Here is a 17727-nt window from a genome sequence, read left to right as displayed (position 1 = left end):
GCGCGCGGACACCAGATCTAGTGGTTGGATGGACCCCGGCCACAACAAGTTGTGGTCACGTGACTAGTATTGAGACTGCTTCGGCGGCCCGTCAGGGCTTGCGCGAGCGTCGTTGTCGTGCGCTCACCTCCGGGTGAGGGAGGGAGGAGGAAGACATGCACTGCCCCTTCTGCCGACACCCCGACAGCCGCGTCGTGGACAGCCGCACCACCGACGACGGAGCCTCGATCCGCCGTCGGCGCCAGTGTCCCGACTGCGGCCGGCGCTTCACGACCGTCGAGACCGCGTCCCTGATGGTGATCAAGCGCAGCGGCGTCACCGAGCCCTTCAGCCGGGACAAGGTGATCGCCGGCGTGCGCAAGGCGTGCCAGGGCCGCCCCGTCACCGAGGACGCCCTCGCCCAGCTCGGGCAGCGCGTCGAGGAGGCGGTCCGGGCCACCGGCAGCGCCGAGCTGTCGACCCACGACGTCGGGCTGGCCATACTCGGCCCGCTCCAGGACCTCGACCTGGTCGCGTATCTGCGCTTCGCCTCGGTGTACCGGGCGTTCGACTCGCTCGAGGACTTCGAGAGGGCCATCGGAGAGCTGCGCGAGCAGCTCCCACCGCAGACCCCTGGCGGGCTCGACGAGGACCTCGGGGTCCCCGCGCCCGCGGCCGCGGCTGACTGACCGCCGCGCGCAGGACCGGATTACGCCGGCGCACCCAGGGGGTGCGAAGGCGGCAGACAACACCGTGCAGCGGGGGAAGAACCGCGCACATCAGGGCGTTTTCGCCCGTATAGGGAGGCGGCATGACAGAGACGACGAGCGGCCCGGCGCGTGGTTCCCGCAGCAAGGGGGCGAAGGCGAGCAAGGGCCTGCGTATCGAGCGCATCCACACCACCCCCGGCGTGCACCCGTACGACGAGGTGGTCTGGGAGCACCGTGACGTCGTCATGACGAACTGGCGCGACGGTTCGGTCAACTTCGAGCAGCGCGGTGTGGAGTTCCCCGACTTCTGGTCGGTGAACGCGGTCAACATCGTCACCAGCAAGTACTTCCGCGGCGCGGTGGGCACCCCGCAGCGCGAGAAGAGCCTGAAGCAGCTCATCGACCGGGTCGTGCTCACCTACCGCAAGGCAGGTGAGGAGCACGGCTACTTCGCGTCCCCGGCGGATGCCGAGATCTTCGAGCACGAGCTCACCTACGCGCTGCTGCACCAGGTGTTCAGCTTCAACTCGCCGGTGTGGTTCAACGTGGGCACCGCCCAGCCCCAGCAGGTGTCCGCCTGCTTCATCCTGTCCGTCGACGACTCCATGGAGTCGATCCTCGACTGGTACAAGGAAGAGGGCATGATCTTCAAGGGCGGTTCGGGCGCAGGTCTGAACCTCTCCCGGATCCGCTCCTCCAAGGAGCTGCTCTCCTCCGGCGGCAACGCCTCCGGCCCGGTCTCCTTCATGCGCGGTGCCGACGCCTCCGCGGGCACCATCAAGTCGGGCGGTGCCACCCGCCGCGCCGCCAAGATGGTCGTGCTGGACGTCGACCACCCCGACGTCGAGGCCTTCATCGAGACGAAGGTCACGGAGGAGGAGAAGATCCGCGCCCTGCGCGACGCGGGCTTCGACATGGACCTCGGCGGGGACGACATCACCTCCGTCCAGTACCAGAACGCCAACAACTCCGTCCGCGTCAACGACGAGTTCATGAAGGCGTACGAGTCCGGCTCCTCGTTCGGGCTGCGTGCCCGGATGACCGGCGAGGTCATCGAGGAGGTCGACGCCAAGGGCCTGTTCCGCAAGCTCGCCGAGGCCGCCTGGGCCTGCGCCGACCCCGGCATCCAGTACGACGACACGATCAACCACTGGCACACCTCGCCGGAGACCGGCCGGATCACCGCCTCCAACCCGTGCAGCGAGTACATGCACCTGGACAACTCCAGCTGCAACCTGGCCTCGCTGAACCTGATGAAGTTCCTGCGGCACGACGAGGCGGGCCACCAGTCCTTCGACGCCGAGCGCTTCGCCAAGGTCGTCGAGCTGGTCATCACGGCGATGGACATCTCCATCTGCTTCGCCGACTTCCCGACCGAGAAGATCGGCGAGACCACCCGCGCCTTCCGCCAGCTGGGCATCGGCTACGCCAACCTCGGCGCCCTGCTGATGGCCACCGGCCACGCCTACGACTCGGACGGCGGCCGGGCGCTGGCCGGCGCCATCACCTCGCTGATGACCGGCACCTCCTACCGCAGGTCGGCCGAGCTCGCCGCGGTCGTCGGCCCGTACGACGGCTACGCGCGCAACGCGGACGCCCACAAGCGGGTCATGAAGCAGCACTCGGACGCCAACACCACCGCCACGCGGGTGGACGACCTCGACACCCCGGTGTGGGCGGCGGCCACGGAGGCATGGCAGGACGTCCTGCGCCTCGGTGAGAAGAACGGATTCCGCAACGCGCAGGCGTCGGTGCTCGCCCCGACCGGCACCATCGGCCTGATGATGGACTGCGACACCACCGGCGTCGAACCCGACCTGGCCCTGGTCAAGTTCAAGAAGCTGGTCGGCGGCGGGTCCATGCAGATCGTCAACAACACGGTGCCCACCGCCCTCAAGCGGCTCGGCTACCAGGACGAGCAGATCGAGGCGATCGTCGCCCACATCTCCGAGCACGGCAACGTGGTCGACGCCCCCGGCCTGCGCCAGGAGCACTACGAGGTCTTCGACTGCGCGATGGGTGAGCGGGCGATCTCCGCCATGGGCCACGTGCGGATGATGGCCGCGGCGCAGCCGTTCCTGTCCGGTGCCATCTCCAAGACGGTCAACCTGCCCGAGACGGCGACCGTCGAGGAGGTCGAGGAGGTCTACTACGAGGGCTGGAAGCTCGGCCTGAAGGCCCTCGCGATCTACCGCGACAACTGCAAGGTCGGCCAGCCGCTCTCCGCCAAGAAGAAGGAGGAGACGAAGGCCGAGGCCGTCGCTCCGGCCGCGGTGGAGAAGGTCGTCGAGTACCGTCCGGTGCGCAAGCGCCTCCCGAAGGGACGTCCCGGCATCACCACGTCCTTCACCGTCGGCGGTGCCGAGGGCTACATGACGGCCAACTCCTACCCGGACGACGGCCTGGGCGAGGTCTTCCTGAAGATGTCCAAGCAGGGCTCGACCCTCGCGGGCATGATGGACGCCTTCTCCATCGCCGTCTCGGTCGGCATGCAGTACGGCGTCCCGCTGGAGACCTACGTCTCGAAGTTCACCAACATGCGCTTCGAGCCGGCCGGTCTGACGGACGACCCGGACGTGCGGATGGCCCAGTCGATCGTCGACTACATCTTCCGCCGCCTGGCGCTGGACTTCCTGCCCTTCGAGACGCGGTCCGCGCTCGGCATCCACTCCGCCGGGGAGCGCCAGCGGCACCTGGACACCGGCTCCTACGAGGCGGCCGAGGAGGAGATGGACGTCGAGGGCCTGGCCCAGTCGGCGCCTCGCGAGGAGCCCCGCAAGCCGCTGTCGGTGGCCAAGCCCGCCGAGGCCGCGGCGACGGTCCCGGCGCCGAAGCAGGCGCACAACTCCACGGAGCTGCTGGAGATCCAGCTCGGCCTGAACGCCGACGCCCCGCTGTGCTTCTCCTGCGGCACGAAGATGCGGCGCGCCGGAAGCTGCTACCTCTGCGAGGGCTGCGGCTCGACCAGCGGCTGCAGCTGATCACCGTCTGAGACGGGAGGGGGCGCCGGCACCGAGCCGGCGCCCCCTCCCGCATGTGCGGCCGAACGGGTGAGGCCGGGAATAGGCCCGCGGGGCAGGTGCTTGTCGCAGGCTGGTGCCCGGTGCCCCGCTGACCCTCACCAGCGCGCAGGCGGCGCAGGCGGCGGAGATACTCGGGGCCCGCCGGGTCGTGCCGCTGCACTTCGAGCACTGGGGCCACTTCACGCAGGACGGCGACAGCCTGGAGGCCGCGTTCGCGGCCGCCGGCCTCGGCGACCGGCTGCACCGGCTGCGGCCGGGGGAGTCCGCAGCGCTCTGATCCCGGGCGGACCAGCCGTGTGGCCCGAGGCACTGTTCCAACCCCACTACGATGGCGCGGTGTTGGTGAAGTGGATACGCTGCGGGGTCCTCGACCGGCCGGGGTTCGAGCGCGGCCAGCGCCGATGGGCGGCATTGCGGGAACAACCCGGATTCCGGGGCCAGGGCGGCGGCTGGAGCCGGTCCCAGCCCGGGGTGGCGCACCTCTTCGCCTTCTGGGACGGGCAGCGGGCGTACGACGCGTTCATGGCCGGCCCCCACGACGGCCTGGCGACCGCGCAGAGGGGCACCTTCGAGATGCTCGGCACGCGGCTCTTCGAGCACCGGCTCGACGTGAAGGTCGGCTTCGAGCCGCTGTTCACCGACGCCGACCTGCTGCGGGTGGCGCTGTGCAACGTACGGCCCGACCGCGTCGACCACTTCACCCTGATGCAGCAGCGGGTCTGGAACCCGGCCATGGCGGGCTCCCCGGGGATGCTCCGGGGTCTCTTCGGCCAGGGGGACCGCGACGACTTCCTCGTGCTGTCCATGTGGGACTCCTCGACCGAGCACGGCAAGTACCGGGAGTCCGCGGTGTCCCGGTTGTCGGAGCGGGCGGAGCTGGACGACGACGTGCTGTCGGTGGCGGGCGACATGGTGGACGTGGTCCCTACCTGGACGCTCTGAGGCCCAGGCGGAAGCTCGGTCGTCCTCCCCGCCGACCGGGCACGCCCCGGCGGCGGCCGCGGCCGGACGCCGCCCCCCCGACGGCCCGACGCCCGCCCGCCGAGGGCCCGGCGTCCGGGGCCCGGCGGCCCGACGTCCGGGGCCGGTCGTGCCCCGCGACCTGCGGGGCCATAGGCTGGCGCCATGGGACGCCCTCACCGCATCGTGCTGATCCGGCACGGCGAGTCCCAGGGCAACGCGGACGACAGCATCTACGAACGGGTGCCGGACCACGCTCTGGAGCTCACCGACGAGGGAATGCGGCAGGCGCGGCACGCCGGCGGGCAGCTCCGCGAGGTGTTCGGCCACGAGCGCGTCCAGGCGTTCGTGTCGCCCTACCGCCGTACCTGGGCGACCTTCCACGCCCTCGGCCTCGACCCCTGGCGCGTCCAGGCCCGCGAGGAGCCGCGGCTGCGGGAGCAGGACTGGGGCAACTGGCAGGACCTGGAGGACATCCAGCGGCAGCGCAAGGCCCGGGACGCCTACGGGCACTTCTTCTACCGCTTCGCCATGGGGGAGAGCGGCGCCGACGTCTACGACCGGGTGGGGGCCTTCCTGGAGACCCTGCACCGCGCGTTCGACAAGCCCGACTTCCCGCCCAACGTGCTGCTCGTCACCCACGGGCTGACCATGCGGCTGTTCTGCATGCGCTGGTTCCACTGGACGGTGGAGGAGTTCGAGACGCTGTCCAACCCGGCGAACGGCGAGTTCCGGATGCTCGTGGGCGGCAAGGACGGCAGGTTCTCGCTCGACCGTCCCTTCGAGCGGTGGGGCACGGCAGGGCCGCCCGGCGGCGGCCACGGGTGAGCCGGCGCGTGAGCCACCACGGGTGAGCCGCCACGCGTGCGTGGCGGTGTGGGTGCGCGGCTGTGTGGAGGGCCCGCCGGTGGCGGGCACGCAGGTGAGTTTCGGCACAGGGAGATTGACCCGGATCATGTGCGATGTCAGAGTTTTCGGGCCATGACCGCTCACACCGCCGACTCCGCCGCGCTCGCCCGCGCCCTCGCCAGCCTCCAGGGACTCGCCATCGGCGACGCCCTCGGCTCCCAGTTCTTCGTCCCCGCCAACTATCCCGCCCTCCAGCGCGGCGAACTGCCGCCCGGCGCCTGGGGATGGACCGACGACACGGAGATGGCCTGCTCGGTGGTGGCCGTCCTCGCCCGGCACGGGCGCATCGACCAGGACGCCCTGGCGATGTCGTTCGCCGAGCACCACGACTTCGACCGCGGTTACGGTCCCGCGGTCAACCGCATGCTGCGGCAGATCCGCCAGGAGGGGGCCGACTGGCGCGAGCTGGCCGCGGCGCTCTTCAACGGGCAGGGTTCGTGGGGCAACGGCGCCGCGATGCGGGTCGCCCCGCTCGGCGCCTATTACGCGGGCGACCCCGTGCAGGCCACCCACCAGGCGGAGATCTCCGCCTACCCGACCCACCAGCACCGTGAGGCGGTCGTCGGTGCGATGGCCGTCGCCGCGGCCGCGGCCATCGCCGCCGACCCCGCGGGCGGTCCCGAGGACCCGGCGGACCTGCTGGCCGCCGTCCTGGAACTGGTGCCGCGCAGCGCCGTGCACGCCGGCATCCGGCGCGCCCGCGACATGCTCGACTACGGCGACGTGGCGACCGTGGCCGCCGTCCTCGGCTGCGGGCGGCGCACCAGCGCCCACGACACCGTCCCCTTCGCGCTGTGGGCCGCGGCACGCCATCTCGGCGACTACGAACGGGCCTTCTGGACCACGGCGCGGGCCGGTGGCGACGTCGACACCACCTGCGCCATCGTCGGCGGGATCGTCGCGGCGCGGGCGGGCGGCGAGCCGCCGGCGACCTGGACCGAACGGACCGAAACCCTGCCGGATTGGGCCGTTCCGGCCTGAACCAGGGCTGTTCGACCACCTTCGACCCTCTGGAGACCGCGGATCTCCGCAGAGTAGGCTGGTCCCCGCCATGCCGTACGAACCACCCACTCATCGCGTCGAACGCTCGATGCGCGCCACCCTGGGCGTCCGATCCGTCGCCGGTGTCGACGAGGTGGGCCGTGGAGCCTGGGCCGGACCGGTCACGGTGTGCGCCGCGATCACCGGTCTGCGCCGCGCTCCCGAGGGCCTGACCGACTCCAAGCTCCTCACGCCCAAGCGGCGCACCGCGCTTGCCGCCGTGCTCACCGGCTGGGTCACCTCCTACGCCCTCGGACACGCCTCGAACGAGGAGATCGACCGGCTCGGGATGACGGCCGCGCTGCGACTGGCCGCGACCCGGGCCCTGGACGACCTCCCGGAGCGCCCCGACGCGGTGATACTCGACGGCAAGCACAACTACCTCGGTGGCCCCTGGCGGGTGCGCACCGTGATCAAGGGCGACCAGTCGTGCGTCGCGGTGGCCGCCGCGTCGGTCATCGCGAAGGTGCAGCGGGACGCGGCCATGGCCGAACTCGGCACGGAATACGCCCCGTTCGCTTTCGAGGACAACGCCGGATATCCGTCACCCGTTCACCGGGCGGCCCTTGAGGAGTTCGGGCCGACCGGCCAGCACCGCCTGTCGTGGTCCTACCTGGACACGATGCCCCGCTGGCAGCATCTCAAGAAGGTGCGGGAAGACGCGGACACAGGGGAACAACTCGGTTTCGATTTCTGATTGAGGACCCACCCCCCGCTGCGCATTCCGAGCACGTTTGATAGACATCAACTCATGCCTCTCACCCCCGAGGAGCCTCAGATTCACGAGAGCGTCCCGGGTCCTCGCACTGCTCCGGCCCCCGGCCGGAGTGCGTCGACCCCCCGTCCTGTCCCCGGCCCGCCGCGTCCGGCGGCCCCGCGATCCGCGGCCCCGCGTCCGACCGCCCCGCGCCCCGGTCCGCCGGCGTCCGCGGGTGCCGGCTCGGCCCGTCCCGGGCCCGCCCGGCCCGGCGGCGGCCAGCGGCCGAACGCCGGTGCCGGCCAGTCCACGGTGCCCAAGCAGCGTGAGACCGATGGTTCCGCGCAGATCCAGCTGATCCCCGCGCCTGTCGACGGTGCGGTCGACGCGGCCGACGAGGCCGTCGACCTGCTGCTGGACGCCGGCCGTGCACCGGGCGAGATCCTGGTGCTGACGACCGGCGACCGTCATCCGTGGGCAGCCCACGAGCTGTCCTTCGGTGAGGCGTCCTACTGGGCGCAGCACGACGCCACGGACGACGTCTTCTACGCCGACATCACCGCCGGCCGTGCCGCGGGCCGTCCGGTCGTGGTGGTCGCGATCAACGGCGGCGATGACGAAACGATGCCTCAGGTGCTGGCCGGTGCCCTCGACCGCGCGGGCACGCTGCTGATCGTCTGCGGCGAGCCGGCGCGGATCAACGCCCTGCTGGGCGCCAGCGCCTGACCGGCCGCCGCCGTCAGCGGGCGGCGGCCGCCTTGGGCAGCGGCTTCGGGGTCTCCTCAGGCAGCGAGCGGGAACCGCCCGTCTGCCGGGACCACGAAGCCGAGTTGGGCGTACGCCCGGCCCGGTTCTCGCCGATCACGTTCCAGCCGTCGCCGGTGAGCGACACATAGGAGCCGCAGCGCAGGCCGTGCAGGGTGCACGCGTCGCGCAGCCCCCACATCCAGGCTCCGTCCTCGGGCGTCCAGGCGGGCACTCCGTCCCGGCAGACCATGAGGACCGCGGTCCGCACCGGATGGCGCAGCCTCAGGTCGTGCGGGATGACCCGGCGGAGGTGGGACAGCAGCGCGTTGCGCCGCTCCCATCCGTCGAAGACGCCGACCCGTCCGGAGAACGAGGCACTGGCGCGCACCCGCCCGTCAGGGTCGTACACGGCGACGACCGCGGTGGACGGCGACGGCAGGTGGCGGGTGTGGAGGTCCTTGATCACGTCGCGGGGATTGGCCAGGAGGGGGATGCCGACGTCCGCCCACTCGGCGGCCTCCAGGTTTCTCGCGGCGCGGGAGGGAATACCGGTGGACGTCGCCGCAACGAAACCCATGGTCACGGTCCTCCCTTCCGCGGATACACCCAGGGACCGGGTGCGGGCGCACTCCGGTCAGAAGGCTCCAGGAGCCGATCGGGGATCCGAAGGCAATTCTTCCTCTCGCACTGCCGTGCGGCAACGGGCAATTGACCGACCTGACCGGTATAGACCTGTCCGCCGCTTAGATCCCTTCCGGTTGCTGATGATGCGGGTGCGGTTCACGCCTGAATCGCCAGGACCAGCGGGAACACCGCGGCGGCCCCCGCGCGCCGGAGGAGCCGGGCCCCCATCGCGAGCGTCCAGCCGGTGTCCGTGACGTCGTCGACCAGCAGTACCGGGCCGGGGCTGTCGCTCAGCGCCCCGGCGAGTTCGGGCGAGAGCTGGAACGCCTCGTGCAGCACACGGACCCGCTGGGCGCTGTTGCTGCGCGGCACCGCACCAGGGCCTTCCCCGCCGGCGTAGCCGATGGTGCCCAGCAGCGGCATGCGGCCGACGTCGGCGATCCGCGCGGCCAGCGACTGGACGAGGGTGCCGTGCCGACGCGACGCCATGGCCACTACGCCGACCGGGCGCTCCGGAGCGTCAGGGGCTCCGCTCGCCCAGCCACCGGGCCCCTTCGCCCAGTCCGCGAGGACCTGCACCACGGCCTCGACGGCGGCCGGCGGTACGGGCTGGTCGGGGGCGCCGTCGGCGAACAGCGGACGCAGCCGGTTGCCCCAGCCGATGTCGGACAGGCGGCCGAGCGCGCGGCCCGGCGCGGCCTGCTCCCCTGGAGCGATACGGCCCTTGAGGCCGATACCGGCGGCGTCCAGCCCGGAGGGCCACATCTTGCGCGGCTCCACCTCCACGCCGGGCCGGCCGAGTGCGGCACGGGCGGCCTCCAATGCGGCCGCCGACACCTCCGACGGATGCCGGGCGCCGATGCAGTTGTCGCAGCGCCCGCAGGGAGCGGCCTGCTCGTCGTCCAACTGGCGCCGCAGGAACTCCATCCGGCACTGCGTGGTGCTCGCGTATTCGCGCATGGCGTCCTGCTCGGCCTCGCGCTGGCGGGCCACCCAGGCGTAGCGGTCGGTGTCGTAGACCCACGGCTGGCCGGTGGCGGTCCAGCCGCCGCGGACGCGGCGCACCGCGCCGTCCACGTCGAGGACCTTCAGCATGATCTCCAGGCGGGACCGCCGCAGGTCGACACGGGCCTCCAACGCCGGGACCGACAGCGGGCGGTCGGCCGCCGCCAGAAGATCGAGGGTGCGCCGCACCTGCTCCTCGGGCGGGAAGGCGAGGGACGCGAAGTACCGCCAGATCGCGCTGTCCTCCTGGCCGGGCAGCAGCAGCACCTCGGCATGGTCGACGCCTCGGCCGGCCCGCCCGACCTGCTGGTAGTACGCGATCGGCGACGACGGCGAGCCGACGTGGACGACGAAACCCAGGTCCGGCTTGTCGAAGCCCATGCCGAGGGCGGACGTGGCCACGAGCGCCTTGACTCGGTTGGCCAGCAGATCCGCCTCCGCCGCCATGCGGTCGGCGTTCTCGGTGCGCCCGGAGTAAGACGCCACCGCGAAGCCGCGCTGCCGCAGGAACGCCGTGATCTCGTCCGCCGCCGCCACGGTGAGGGTGTAGATGATGCCGGAGCCCGGTAGGGAGTCGAGGTGGTCGGCGAGCCAGGCCAGCCGGTGCGCGGCGTCGGGCAGCCCCAGCACGCCGAGTGAGAGGCTCTCCCGGTCCAGCGGCCCGCGCAGCACCAGGGCGCCCGCGCCTTCCCCGCCGTCGAGACCGGTGCCGAGCTGCTCGGCGACGTCCGCGGTCACGCGGGCGTTGGCCGTCGCCGTGGTGGCCAGCACCGGCACTCCCGGCGGCAGGTCGGACAGCATGGTGCGCAACCGCCGGTAGTCCGGGCGGAAGTCGTGGCCCCAGTCGGAGATGCAGTGCGCCTCGTCGACCACGAGGAGGCCGGTCGTGGACGCCAGCTTCGGCAGGACCTGATCGCGGAAGTCGGGGTTGTTCAGCCGCTCGGGACTGACGAGCAGGACGTCGACCTCGCCCGCCGCCACGTCGGCCTGGATGCCGTCCCACTCCTCGGCGTTGGAGGAGTTGATCGTGTGCGCGCGGATGCCCGCGCGGGCGGCCGCCTCCACCTGGTTGCGCATGAGCGCGAGCAGCGGCGAGATGATCACGGTCGGGCCCGCGCCGCGCTCGCGCAGCAGCGCGGTCGCCACGAAGTACACCGCCGACTTGCCCCAGCCCGTGCGCTGCACCACCAGCGTTCTGCGGCCGTGCGCGACGAGCGCCTCGACCGCGCGCCACTGGTCCTCGCGCAGCCGCGCGGCGCCCGGTTCGGCGCCGACGAGTCGGCTCAGTACGGTGTCGGCCGCGCCACGCAGCGCGGTGGTGTCCTCGCTCATGCCCCCATGCAACCCGATCCGACCGACATTCCGCCAACGCCGCGGTCCGGGCCTGTGGATAACCCGGGACGAAGGTTATCCACAGGCATTCGGGGGGGCTGGTGCGGAGAGCGTGCGGTGCGTCATCGTCGAGTCATGACACAGAGCAACCAAATCCGGCACGGACAGTCACCGAACTCGTCCGAAGAAGTCAAGATCACCCTGCGCGGCCCGGGCGAGCTCGCCGACGCGCTCCCGTATCTGATGGGTTTCCATCCCAACGACAGCATCGTCCTCGTGGCGCTCCACGGCGAGCACGGCCGGTTCGGCGGCCGGGTGCGCCTCGGTCTGCCGCACGACCCGGACGAATGGCCCGCGGTCGCCGGGCAGCTGGCGGAGGTGCTGGTGAAGAACAGCGCGCGCCGCGGCGTCTCGCCGGACGCCGTCGTGGCCTTCGTCTGCCAGGACCCCGGTGAGAAGGAGACCCCGGCCGACGTGGTGGAGCGGCTGCGCCCGCTCGTGCAGCGGCTGCGGCTGGCCTGCGGAACTCTGGAGGTGCCCGTGGTGGAGGCTCTGTGCGTCTCGGCGGGACGCTGGTGGTCCTACGTGCGGCCCGAGTCCGCGCCCTCGCCGGCGGAAGGGGAAGCGCTGCCGCCGCCGGGCAGCACCGCCATGGCGGCCACGGCCGCCTACCTCGGCCTTCCCTCTCCGTCGTCGCTGCGGGACATGGAGTCGCGGCTCAAGCCCCTCGAACCGCGCGACCGGGACCACGAGATCGCCTTGGACACCGCCGCGGCCGCACTCGTACCGCGCATGCTCGCCGACGGCGCCGCCAGCGACGACATCAGGCACCGCACCCTCCACCTGGCCCGTACCGCGATGGAGCGGTTCCGCAGGGCGCCGCTGATCGGGGACGCGCCACGTGCCGATCGGCGGGACGACAAGCTGCTCGCCGACGACGAGGCGGCCACGATCATCCTGGGCCTCCAGGACCGGGAGACCCGCGACCGGGCGGCGGAGTGGATGGAGCCCGCGCAGGTCGACGCGGCACTGCGGCTGTGGCGGGCGCTGGCCCGGCGCTGCGCCGGCACCTACGCCGAGCACGCCGCGGCGCCGCTGACCCTCGCCGGCTGGGTGGCCTGGTCCACGGGGGACGAGGCCGAGGCCAGGGCCGCCCTCGGACTCGCTCTCGACCTCGAACCCACCTACACCTTCGCGCGGTTGCTGCACCACGCCGTCAACTCGGGGCTCGACCCTGAGCTGCTGCGCGGCTCCCTGCGACGGGAGCGCCGCCGCAGGGTCCTGTCCGCGGCTAAAGCTCGCCGTGGACCAGACGGAGCAGCCGGTCGAGCACCTGGCCGCCGCTCGCCCGGAGGCCATCGTGCTCGTACTCGTCGGTGATCCAGGTCCGCAGTCCGCGCACCGCCCGGGCGGTGGCCAGGGAGTCGGCGGTGTGGACGTACATGTCGTCGTGGTAGACGGCCGCCGCCACCGGCACCTCGTTGGCCGCCAGGGCGGCCGGGTCGTAGAGGTCGGGCCACTCCTCGTGCTGCGCCAGCAGCTCCGCGGTCTCGCGCAGTGGCTGGAGCGCCGGATCCGTGGCGAACATCCACGGGTGGACGGTCTCGCCGGTGAAGAGCACCGGCCTGCCTCCGCCCAGCGCGGCGGCGGCGTCGAACTGCGGGAACTCGGCGCGGACCCGCTCGGCCGCCCAGCCGGTCCCGGCGGGGGAGACGGAGCGCTGGCCGTAGATGGCCTCGTGCATGACCGCGTAGAGGGGGTTGGTCGCGAACGACAGGTGCCCCTGCACCTCGGAGAGGAAGGAGTCGGAGAGCTCGGGCCCGGTGGACGTGGAGACGAAGGCGTCCTCGATCAGATAGTGGAGGGTGTGCGAGCCGGTCCCGGAACCGAGCATCAGGCCCAGCGACTGGAACGCCTCGGGGGTCAGCCGGCCGCCGCCGGGGAGCACCACGTCCCGGTCGGACAGGTGGCGTGCGATCTCCCGCACGGCCGCCACGTCCTCGGGATAGCGGGCGTAGTGGGCGAGGTTCTTGCGCTCGACGCGGGGATAGGCCGCGCGGTAGACGTCCTCGGCGCTGCTGAGCAGCCCGGCGAGCCCGCCGGTGATTAGTACCTCGCGCAGCCCCTGCGGCGCGAACGAGAGGTAGGTGAGGGCGCAGAAGCCGCCGAAGCTCTGGCCCAGCAGGGTCCAGCGGCCGGCGTCGCCCAGCAGCGTCAGCCGGATGGCCTCGCAGTCGCGGACGATGGAGTCGGCCCGGAAGTGGGTGAGGTAGCGCGCCTGCGCGGCGGCGTCGCCGCGGGCGGACAGGGTCTGCCGGGTGGCCGGAGTGGAGCGCCCGGTGCCGCGCTGGTCCAGCAGCAGCACGCGGTGGTCGTCCAGGGCACGGGTCAGCCAGCTGTCACGGCCCAGCGGGCGCGGCGAGCGCCCACCGGGTCCGCCCTGCAGGAACAGCAGCCAGGGCAGCTCGCTGTGTTCCTTGCCGGCCGCCACGACCTCACGTGCGTACACCTCGATCTGCTCGCCGGCCGGATCGGCGTGGTCCAGGGGCAGGGTGAAGGTGCGGTCGGTGATGACGGTGCCGGGCTGGCGGTGGACGGCCATGGGTGTTCTCTCCGGAGGTGCGGGGCGGTGCTGGGCGGTACGGGTCGGTGCGGGGAGCCGCAGCTCCCGTGGGGGAACGGTAGACGGGCGGGGGAGCGCACGCTCGACGGGGTGCCGGGCCGGACGCGGGATCCGCCGGGCGCGGGGGCCGTGGGGAATTTTCGGTCCGACCTGATCGCGAACAGGTGCCGATCCGGCTGATTATCGTCAGGCAGACGACTAAGATCGCGGCATGTCGCCCTACGACCCGTCGGCCTTCCCGCCGTTTGCCGTCACCGTCGACCTGGTCGTGCTCACCGTGCGGCACCACGCCCTGTGCGCGCTGTCGGTACGTCGCGGGGAGCCCCCGTTCCAGGGCAGGTGGGCACTGCCCGGAGGGTTCGTGCGGGCGGACGAGGACCTGTCCCAGGCGGCGGCCCGCGAGCTGGCGGAGGAGACCGGACTGCGCGCGCAGAACGGCGCCCATCTGGAACAGCTGGCGACCTACGGCGACCCCCAGCGTGACCCGCGGATGCGGGTGGTCAGCGTCGCCCACCTCGTGCTCGCGCCCGACCTGCCCGCTCCCCGGGCCGGCGGCGACGCGCGCAGCGCCCGCTGGGCTCCCGTGGACACGCTGCTCGCCGAGAACGGCCAGGACCACGCCGGCGACACGGCTCCGCTGGCGTTCGACCACGGCACGATCCTGGCGGACGGCGTCGAGCGGGCCCGGTCGAAGATCGAGTACTCGTCGCTGGCCACCGCCTTCTGCCCGCCCGAGTTCACGGTGGGTGAGCTGCGGCGGGTCTACGAGGCGGTGTGGGGGGTCGCGCTGGACCCGCGCAACTTCCACCGCAAGGTCACCGGCACGGTGGGCTTCCTGGTGCCGACCGGCGGGACCACGACCCGTCAGGGCGGCCGGCCCGCTCAGTTGTTCAGGGCCGGAGGGGCCACCCTGCTGAATCCGCCGATGCTGCGGCCCGAGGTCTGACGCTCCCCGAACCCTGTCCGTTTTCTGAGGTTTTGGGCGTTATGGTGCTGGGGTGATCCAGGCCATCGGATTGACCAGCATGTCCCGTCGCGGTGCCCGGCCGTCGGTCGCCGACCTGTCGTTCGAGGTCCGCAAGGGTGAGGTGACGGGCCTGCTCGGACCCGCCGGTTCGGGCAAGTCCACCGCCATGCGGCTGATGCTGGGCGTCGAACCGGGCCGGGGCGCCACCCTGGTCGACGGCCGCCCGCTGCAGGAACTGGTCCACCCCGCACGGGAGATCGGTGCCCTGATCGGCGACGTCCCGGCGCACCCGAGGCGTTCGGCTCGCGGACACCTGCGGATGCTCTGCTCGGCCTTCGGGGTCCCCCTGTCCCGCGCCGAGGAAGTGCTGGACCTCGTCGGCCTCGACGCCGTCGCGGAGGAGCCCATCGGAACCTACTCGCTGGGCATGGACCGGCGCCTCGGGTTCGCCGTCGCGCTCCTGGCACGCCCCCGCGCGCTGATCCTGGACGACCCGGTGCGCGAACTCCCGCCCAGGGAAGCGGCCTGGGTGCACGACCTGGCGCGGCGGCACGCCGCCGGGGGAGGGGCCGTCCTGCTGGCGAGCCGCGACGTTCGGGCCCTGGCCCGCACCGCCGACCATGTGATCGCGCTGGACGGCGGCCGCCTGGCCGCCGACGAGCCGGCCGAGGACTTCGCCCGCACCCGGCTGCGTCCCTTCGTCGCCGTGCGCTCCCCCTACGCCCAGCGCCTCGGCGAACTGCTCACCGGCGAGGGCGCGGAGGTGGTGACCACGAGCGGCAGCAGGATCGCCGTCTTCGGCTCCACCTCCGCGGCCGTCGGCGAGACCGCCTACCAGCACGGCATCCTGCTCCACCAGCTCGCCGACCAGACCCCCGAAGGGGGAGCCGCGCAGCCCGGCGCACCGGCCGACGGGGACGCGGGGAAGGACGGCCCGGACGTCGGGTCCGGGAGGCGCCGCAGGTTCGCGGCCCGGCCGCCGCGGCTGCCCCGCAGGATCGGCCACCGCGACGGGCCCGCCCACGCCCTGGCCTACGAGGTGCGGCGCGGCTTCGGCGTCCGCACCCCCTGGCTGGCCGCGTCCGTCGCGCTGGCCTGCTCGGCCGCGGGCACCGTGCTCATGGCCCGCTACGGCAGCACCCCGCGCACCCCGCTGCGTCAGCTCTCCGGCTGGTCCGCGGAACTCCCGCTGCCCGCGGCCGCGATCGGCGCGGGCGGCCTGGGCGCGCTCACCTACGGCCAGGAGTACCTGTACCCGGCGCTCGCCCCCGGGTACGGGCCCGAGCCGCGCAGCCCGCGGCTGCTCGGCGCCAAGCTCGCGCTCACCGCGCTCGCCGCGCTCGTGCTGGCCGCACTCGCCGCGGTGGTCGACGTCGCACTGCTGCACACCCCGCTCGCCGGGGCGCACGCGCCCGACCCCGCGCGCTCGCCGGTGGTGCTCGGCGGCTGGGCCGCGCTGGCGGTCGGCTGCGCGTGGGCGGGGGTGCTCGCCGGCGCCGTGTTCCGCACGACCGCGCTCGGGGTCGCGGCGGTACTGGCCGTGCCCCTGCTCGCCGTACCGGCCGCGCGGGCACTGCTCGGTGAGTCGACGGCCCGGGAACTCATCGAAGCGGGAGGTGCGTTGTGGTCGGTCGCGAGCGGTGTCCCGCAGGGCGACGGCAGCGCGGTCGCGACGGCGCTGCGGTTCGTCAGCCAACCCTTCGTCCTGGCGCTGGCGTTGTCGCTGACCGCGCTCCTGGGCGCGTACACGGCCAGCGCGTTGCTCGGACGGCGGCGCGCACGCCGCTCAACTCCCCTCCCCGACAGCGCAAGTGCCCCGCTTACCAGCAAGAAGGGGTGATTCCTCCACAAAGGGACGTCAATGATCAGGTGATGAGTGCTCACCCTTTCGTGTGCTTTTCAGCAAAGCGCTCAAGGCTCGTATCGGCATGGCCGACAAAGGATGCGTGAGTACCCTTGCGCATTCCATGATGACCGCGGCTCGCTCCGCTGACTCCGGCGTCGCCGGTGCGGGCGAGCTGGACCGCTACCCCTACCCCGACGCCCCCGGCGCCGAACGCCCCGGACCTGCGCCGTCCTGGGAAGGCGTGGAGCCGGACCTGAGCCGGGTCGGCCGCCGCGCGGGCGGCAGTCGCGGCCGTGGACTGCACGGCCAACTCGTCCAGCAACTCGGCCAGATGATCGTCTCCGGCGACCTCGGCGCCGACCGCCCGCTGGTGCCCGAGGAGATCGGCCAGCGCTTCGAGGTCTCCCGCACCGTGGTGCGCGAGTCGCTGCGCGTGCTGGAGGCCAAAGGGCTGGTCAGCGCCCGGCCCAACGTCGGCACCCGGGTCCGCCCGGTCAGCGACTGGAACCTCCTCGACCCCGACATCATCGAGTGGCGGGCGTTCGGCCCGCAGCGCGACGAGCAGCGACGCGAGCTCCAGGAGCTGCGCTGGACCATCGAGCCGCTGGCGGCCCGGCTCGCCGCGGGCCATGGACGCGAGGACGTCCAGCAGCGGCTGGCCGACATGGCGGAGATCATGGCCCACGCCGCCGCCCAGGGTGACGCCCTGACCTGCACCCGCGCCGACTCCGAGTTCCACACCCTGCTGCTCCAGGTCGCGGGCAACAAGATGCTGGAGCACCTGTCGGGCATCGTCTCCTCCGCACTCCACGTCTCCGGCGGTTCGATCACCGGCTGTGAGCGCTCGGGGGACGCCGCCGTCGGGCTGCACCACCGCATCGTGGACGCGCTCGCCGAGGGCGACGGCGGCACGGCCGAGGAGGCGATGCGCGAGCTGCTGTCCGTCCCGTCCGCCCGTCCGTCCTCCGCCGGCGCCGGTGCCGCGGGCTCCTCGGGCGCCGCGGGTTCCTCGGACCACGTCGTCCCCGCGCCGCGCGAGCACTGATCGCGCCCCGGCCGCCGCGGGTCCCGGACCGACGGGACCGGCGGCGGCCCCATGCGTGGCAGATGCCCGGCTTTGCCGCATGAAGGTGCGATTTGGGGTGTGACTCGGGCCACGTAAGCTGGGCGTAACGCTTGGCGAAGCAGTGCGATGACTTAAGAGGTGGCGGCCACGCACGGCATACCCGGCGTCCGTTGCGACGCTGAGTCGCCGCAAGGTCCC

General features: G+C 72.7%; 14 protein-coding genes and 1 pseudogene. 12 read left to right on the top strand and 3 right to left on the bottom strand.

The genetic code is table 11. The features are described 5' to 3' along the window. Window positions 1–155: 155 nt before the first annotated feature. The 8 genes and pseudogenes from nrdR to BMW99_RS05720 all read left to right on the top strand — a co-directional run bounded on the left by nrdR (window position 156) and on the right by BMW99_RS05720 (window position 8045). Complete coding sequence (gene nrdR, locus BMW99_RS05755; protein ID WP_069461693.1) at window positions 156–668, top strand: transcriptional regulator NrdR; 513 nt, start codon at window positions 156–158, stop codon at window positions 666–668. Between the two features lie 122 nt (window positions 669–790). After that, window positions 791–3670, top strand: coding sequence for a vitamin B12-dependent ribonucleotide reductase (locus tag BMW99_RS05750; protein WP_069461694.1), 2880 nt, complete (start codon window positions 791–793; stop codon window positions 3668–3670). Between the two features lie 94 nt (window positions 3671–3764). After that, window positions 3765–3989, top strand: a pseudogene (locus BMW99_RS05745) (MBL fold metallo-hydrolase); the annotation flags it as partial. A 59-nt stretch (window positions 3990–4048) separates the two neighbouring features. Then, on the top strand, window positions 4049–4654 hold the full coding sequence (locus BMW99_RS05740; protein WP_069461699.1) for a YdbC family protein: 606 nt from the start codon (window positions 4049–4051) through the stop codon (window positions 4652–4654). Between the two features lie 183 nt (window positions 4655–4837). Further along, window positions 4838–5500, top strand: coding sequence for a histidine phosphatase family protein (locus BMW99_RS05735; RefSeq protein ID WP_069461696.1), 663 nt, complete (start codon window positions 4838–4840; stop codon window positions 5498–5500). A 153-nt stretch (window positions 5501–5653) separates the two neighbouring features. Continuing rightward, complete coding sequence (locus BMW99_RS05730) at window positions 5654–6562, top strand: ADP-ribosylglycohydrolase family protein (RefSeq protein ID WP_069461697.1); 909 nt, start codon at window positions 5654–5656, stop codon at window positions 6560–6562. 70 nt (window positions 6563–6632) lie between these two features. Then, window positions 6633–7319, top strand: a complete 687-nt coding sequence (locus tag BMW99_RS05725) for a ribonuclease HII (protein ID WP_069461698.1) — start codon at window positions 6633–6635, stop codon at window positions 7317–7319. Between the two features lie 54 nt (window positions 7320–7373). After that, window positions 7374–8045, top strand: a complete 672-nt coding sequence (locus tag BMW99_RS05720) for a hypothetical protein (RefSeq protein ID WP_075016338.1) — start codon at window positions 7374–7376, stop codon at window positions 8043–8045. 13 nt (window positions 8046–8058) lie between these two features. On the opposite strand, the gene BMW99_RS05715 is transcribed toward BMW99_RS05720, so the two are convergent. Beyond that, window positions 8059–8649, bottom strand: a complete 591-nt coding sequence (locus tag BMW99_RS05715) for a hypothetical protein (protein ID WP_075016337.1) — start codon at window positions 8647–8649, stop codon at window positions 8059–8061. A 197-nt stretch (window positions 8650–8846) separates the two neighbouring features. Next, window positions 8847–11027: a RecQ family ATP-dependent DNA helicase gene (locus BMW99_RS05710; RefSeq protein ID WP_069465012.1), complete on the bottom strand. Its 2181-nt coding sequence runs from the start codon at window positions 11025–11027 to the stop codon at window positions 8847–8849. Window positions 11028–11162: 135 nt separating this feature from the next. On the opposite strand from BMW99_RS05710, the gene BMW99_RS05705 reads away from it, so the two are divergent. Then, a complete protein-coding gene (locus BMW99_RS05705; RefSeq protein WP_069465011.1) occupies window positions 11163–12407 on the top strand; it encodes a DUF4192 domain-containing protein in 1245 nt (414 codons plus the stop codon). Here the strand turns inward: BMW99_RS05705 and BMW99_RS05700 are convergent. Beyond that, window positions 12319–13629 carry an alpha/beta fold hydrolase gene (locus BMW99_RS05700; RefSeq protein WP_069465010.1) on the bottom strand — a complete coding sequence of 437 codons (1311 nt, stop codon included), beginning with the start codon at window positions 13627–13629 and terminating at the stop codon, window positions 12319–12321. The genes BMW99_RS05705 and BMW99_RS05700 overlap by 89 nt on opposite strands. 232 nt (window positions 13630–13861) lie before the next feature. Here BMW99_RS05700 and BMW99_RS05695 point away from each other — a divergent pair, with 232 nt between their 5' ends. The 3 genes from BMW99_RS05695 to BMW99_RS05685 all read left to right on the top strand — a co-directional run bounded on the left by BMW99_RS05695 (window position 13862) and on the right by BMW99_RS05685 (window position 17508). Continuing rightward, window positions 13862–14596 carry an NUDIX hydrolase gene (locus BMW99_RS05695; protein ID WP_069465009.1) on the top strand — a complete coding sequence of 245 codons (735 nt, stop codon included), beginning with the start codon at window positions 13862–13864 and terminating at the stop codon, window positions 14594–14596. Window positions 14597–14648: 52 nt separating this feature from the next. Continuing rightward, window positions 14649–16457: an ABC transporter ATP-binding protein gene (locus tag BMW99_RS05690; protein ID WP_069465008.1), complete on the top strand. Its 1809-nt coding sequence runs from the start codon at window positions 14649–14651 to the stop codon at window positions 16455–16457. A gap of 106 nt (window positions 16458–16563) precedes the next feature. Beyond that, a complete protein-coding gene (locus BMW99_RS05685; RefSeq protein WP_079175943.1) occupies window positions 16564–17508 on the top strand; it encodes a FadR/GntR family transcriptional regulator in 945 nt (314 codons plus the stop codon). Window positions 17509–17727 lie beyond the last annotated feature (219 nt).

This window comes from Actinacidiphila rubida, from assembly GCF_900110255.1.
GTDB classification, from domain to species: domain Bacteria; phylum Actinomycetota; class Actinomycetes; order Streptomycetales; family Streptomycetaceae; genus Actinacidiphila; species Actinacidiphila rubida.
The sequence above is the reverse complement of the archived record's forward strand: the minus strand, read 5'-3'. Positions and strand labels throughout refer to the sequence as shown.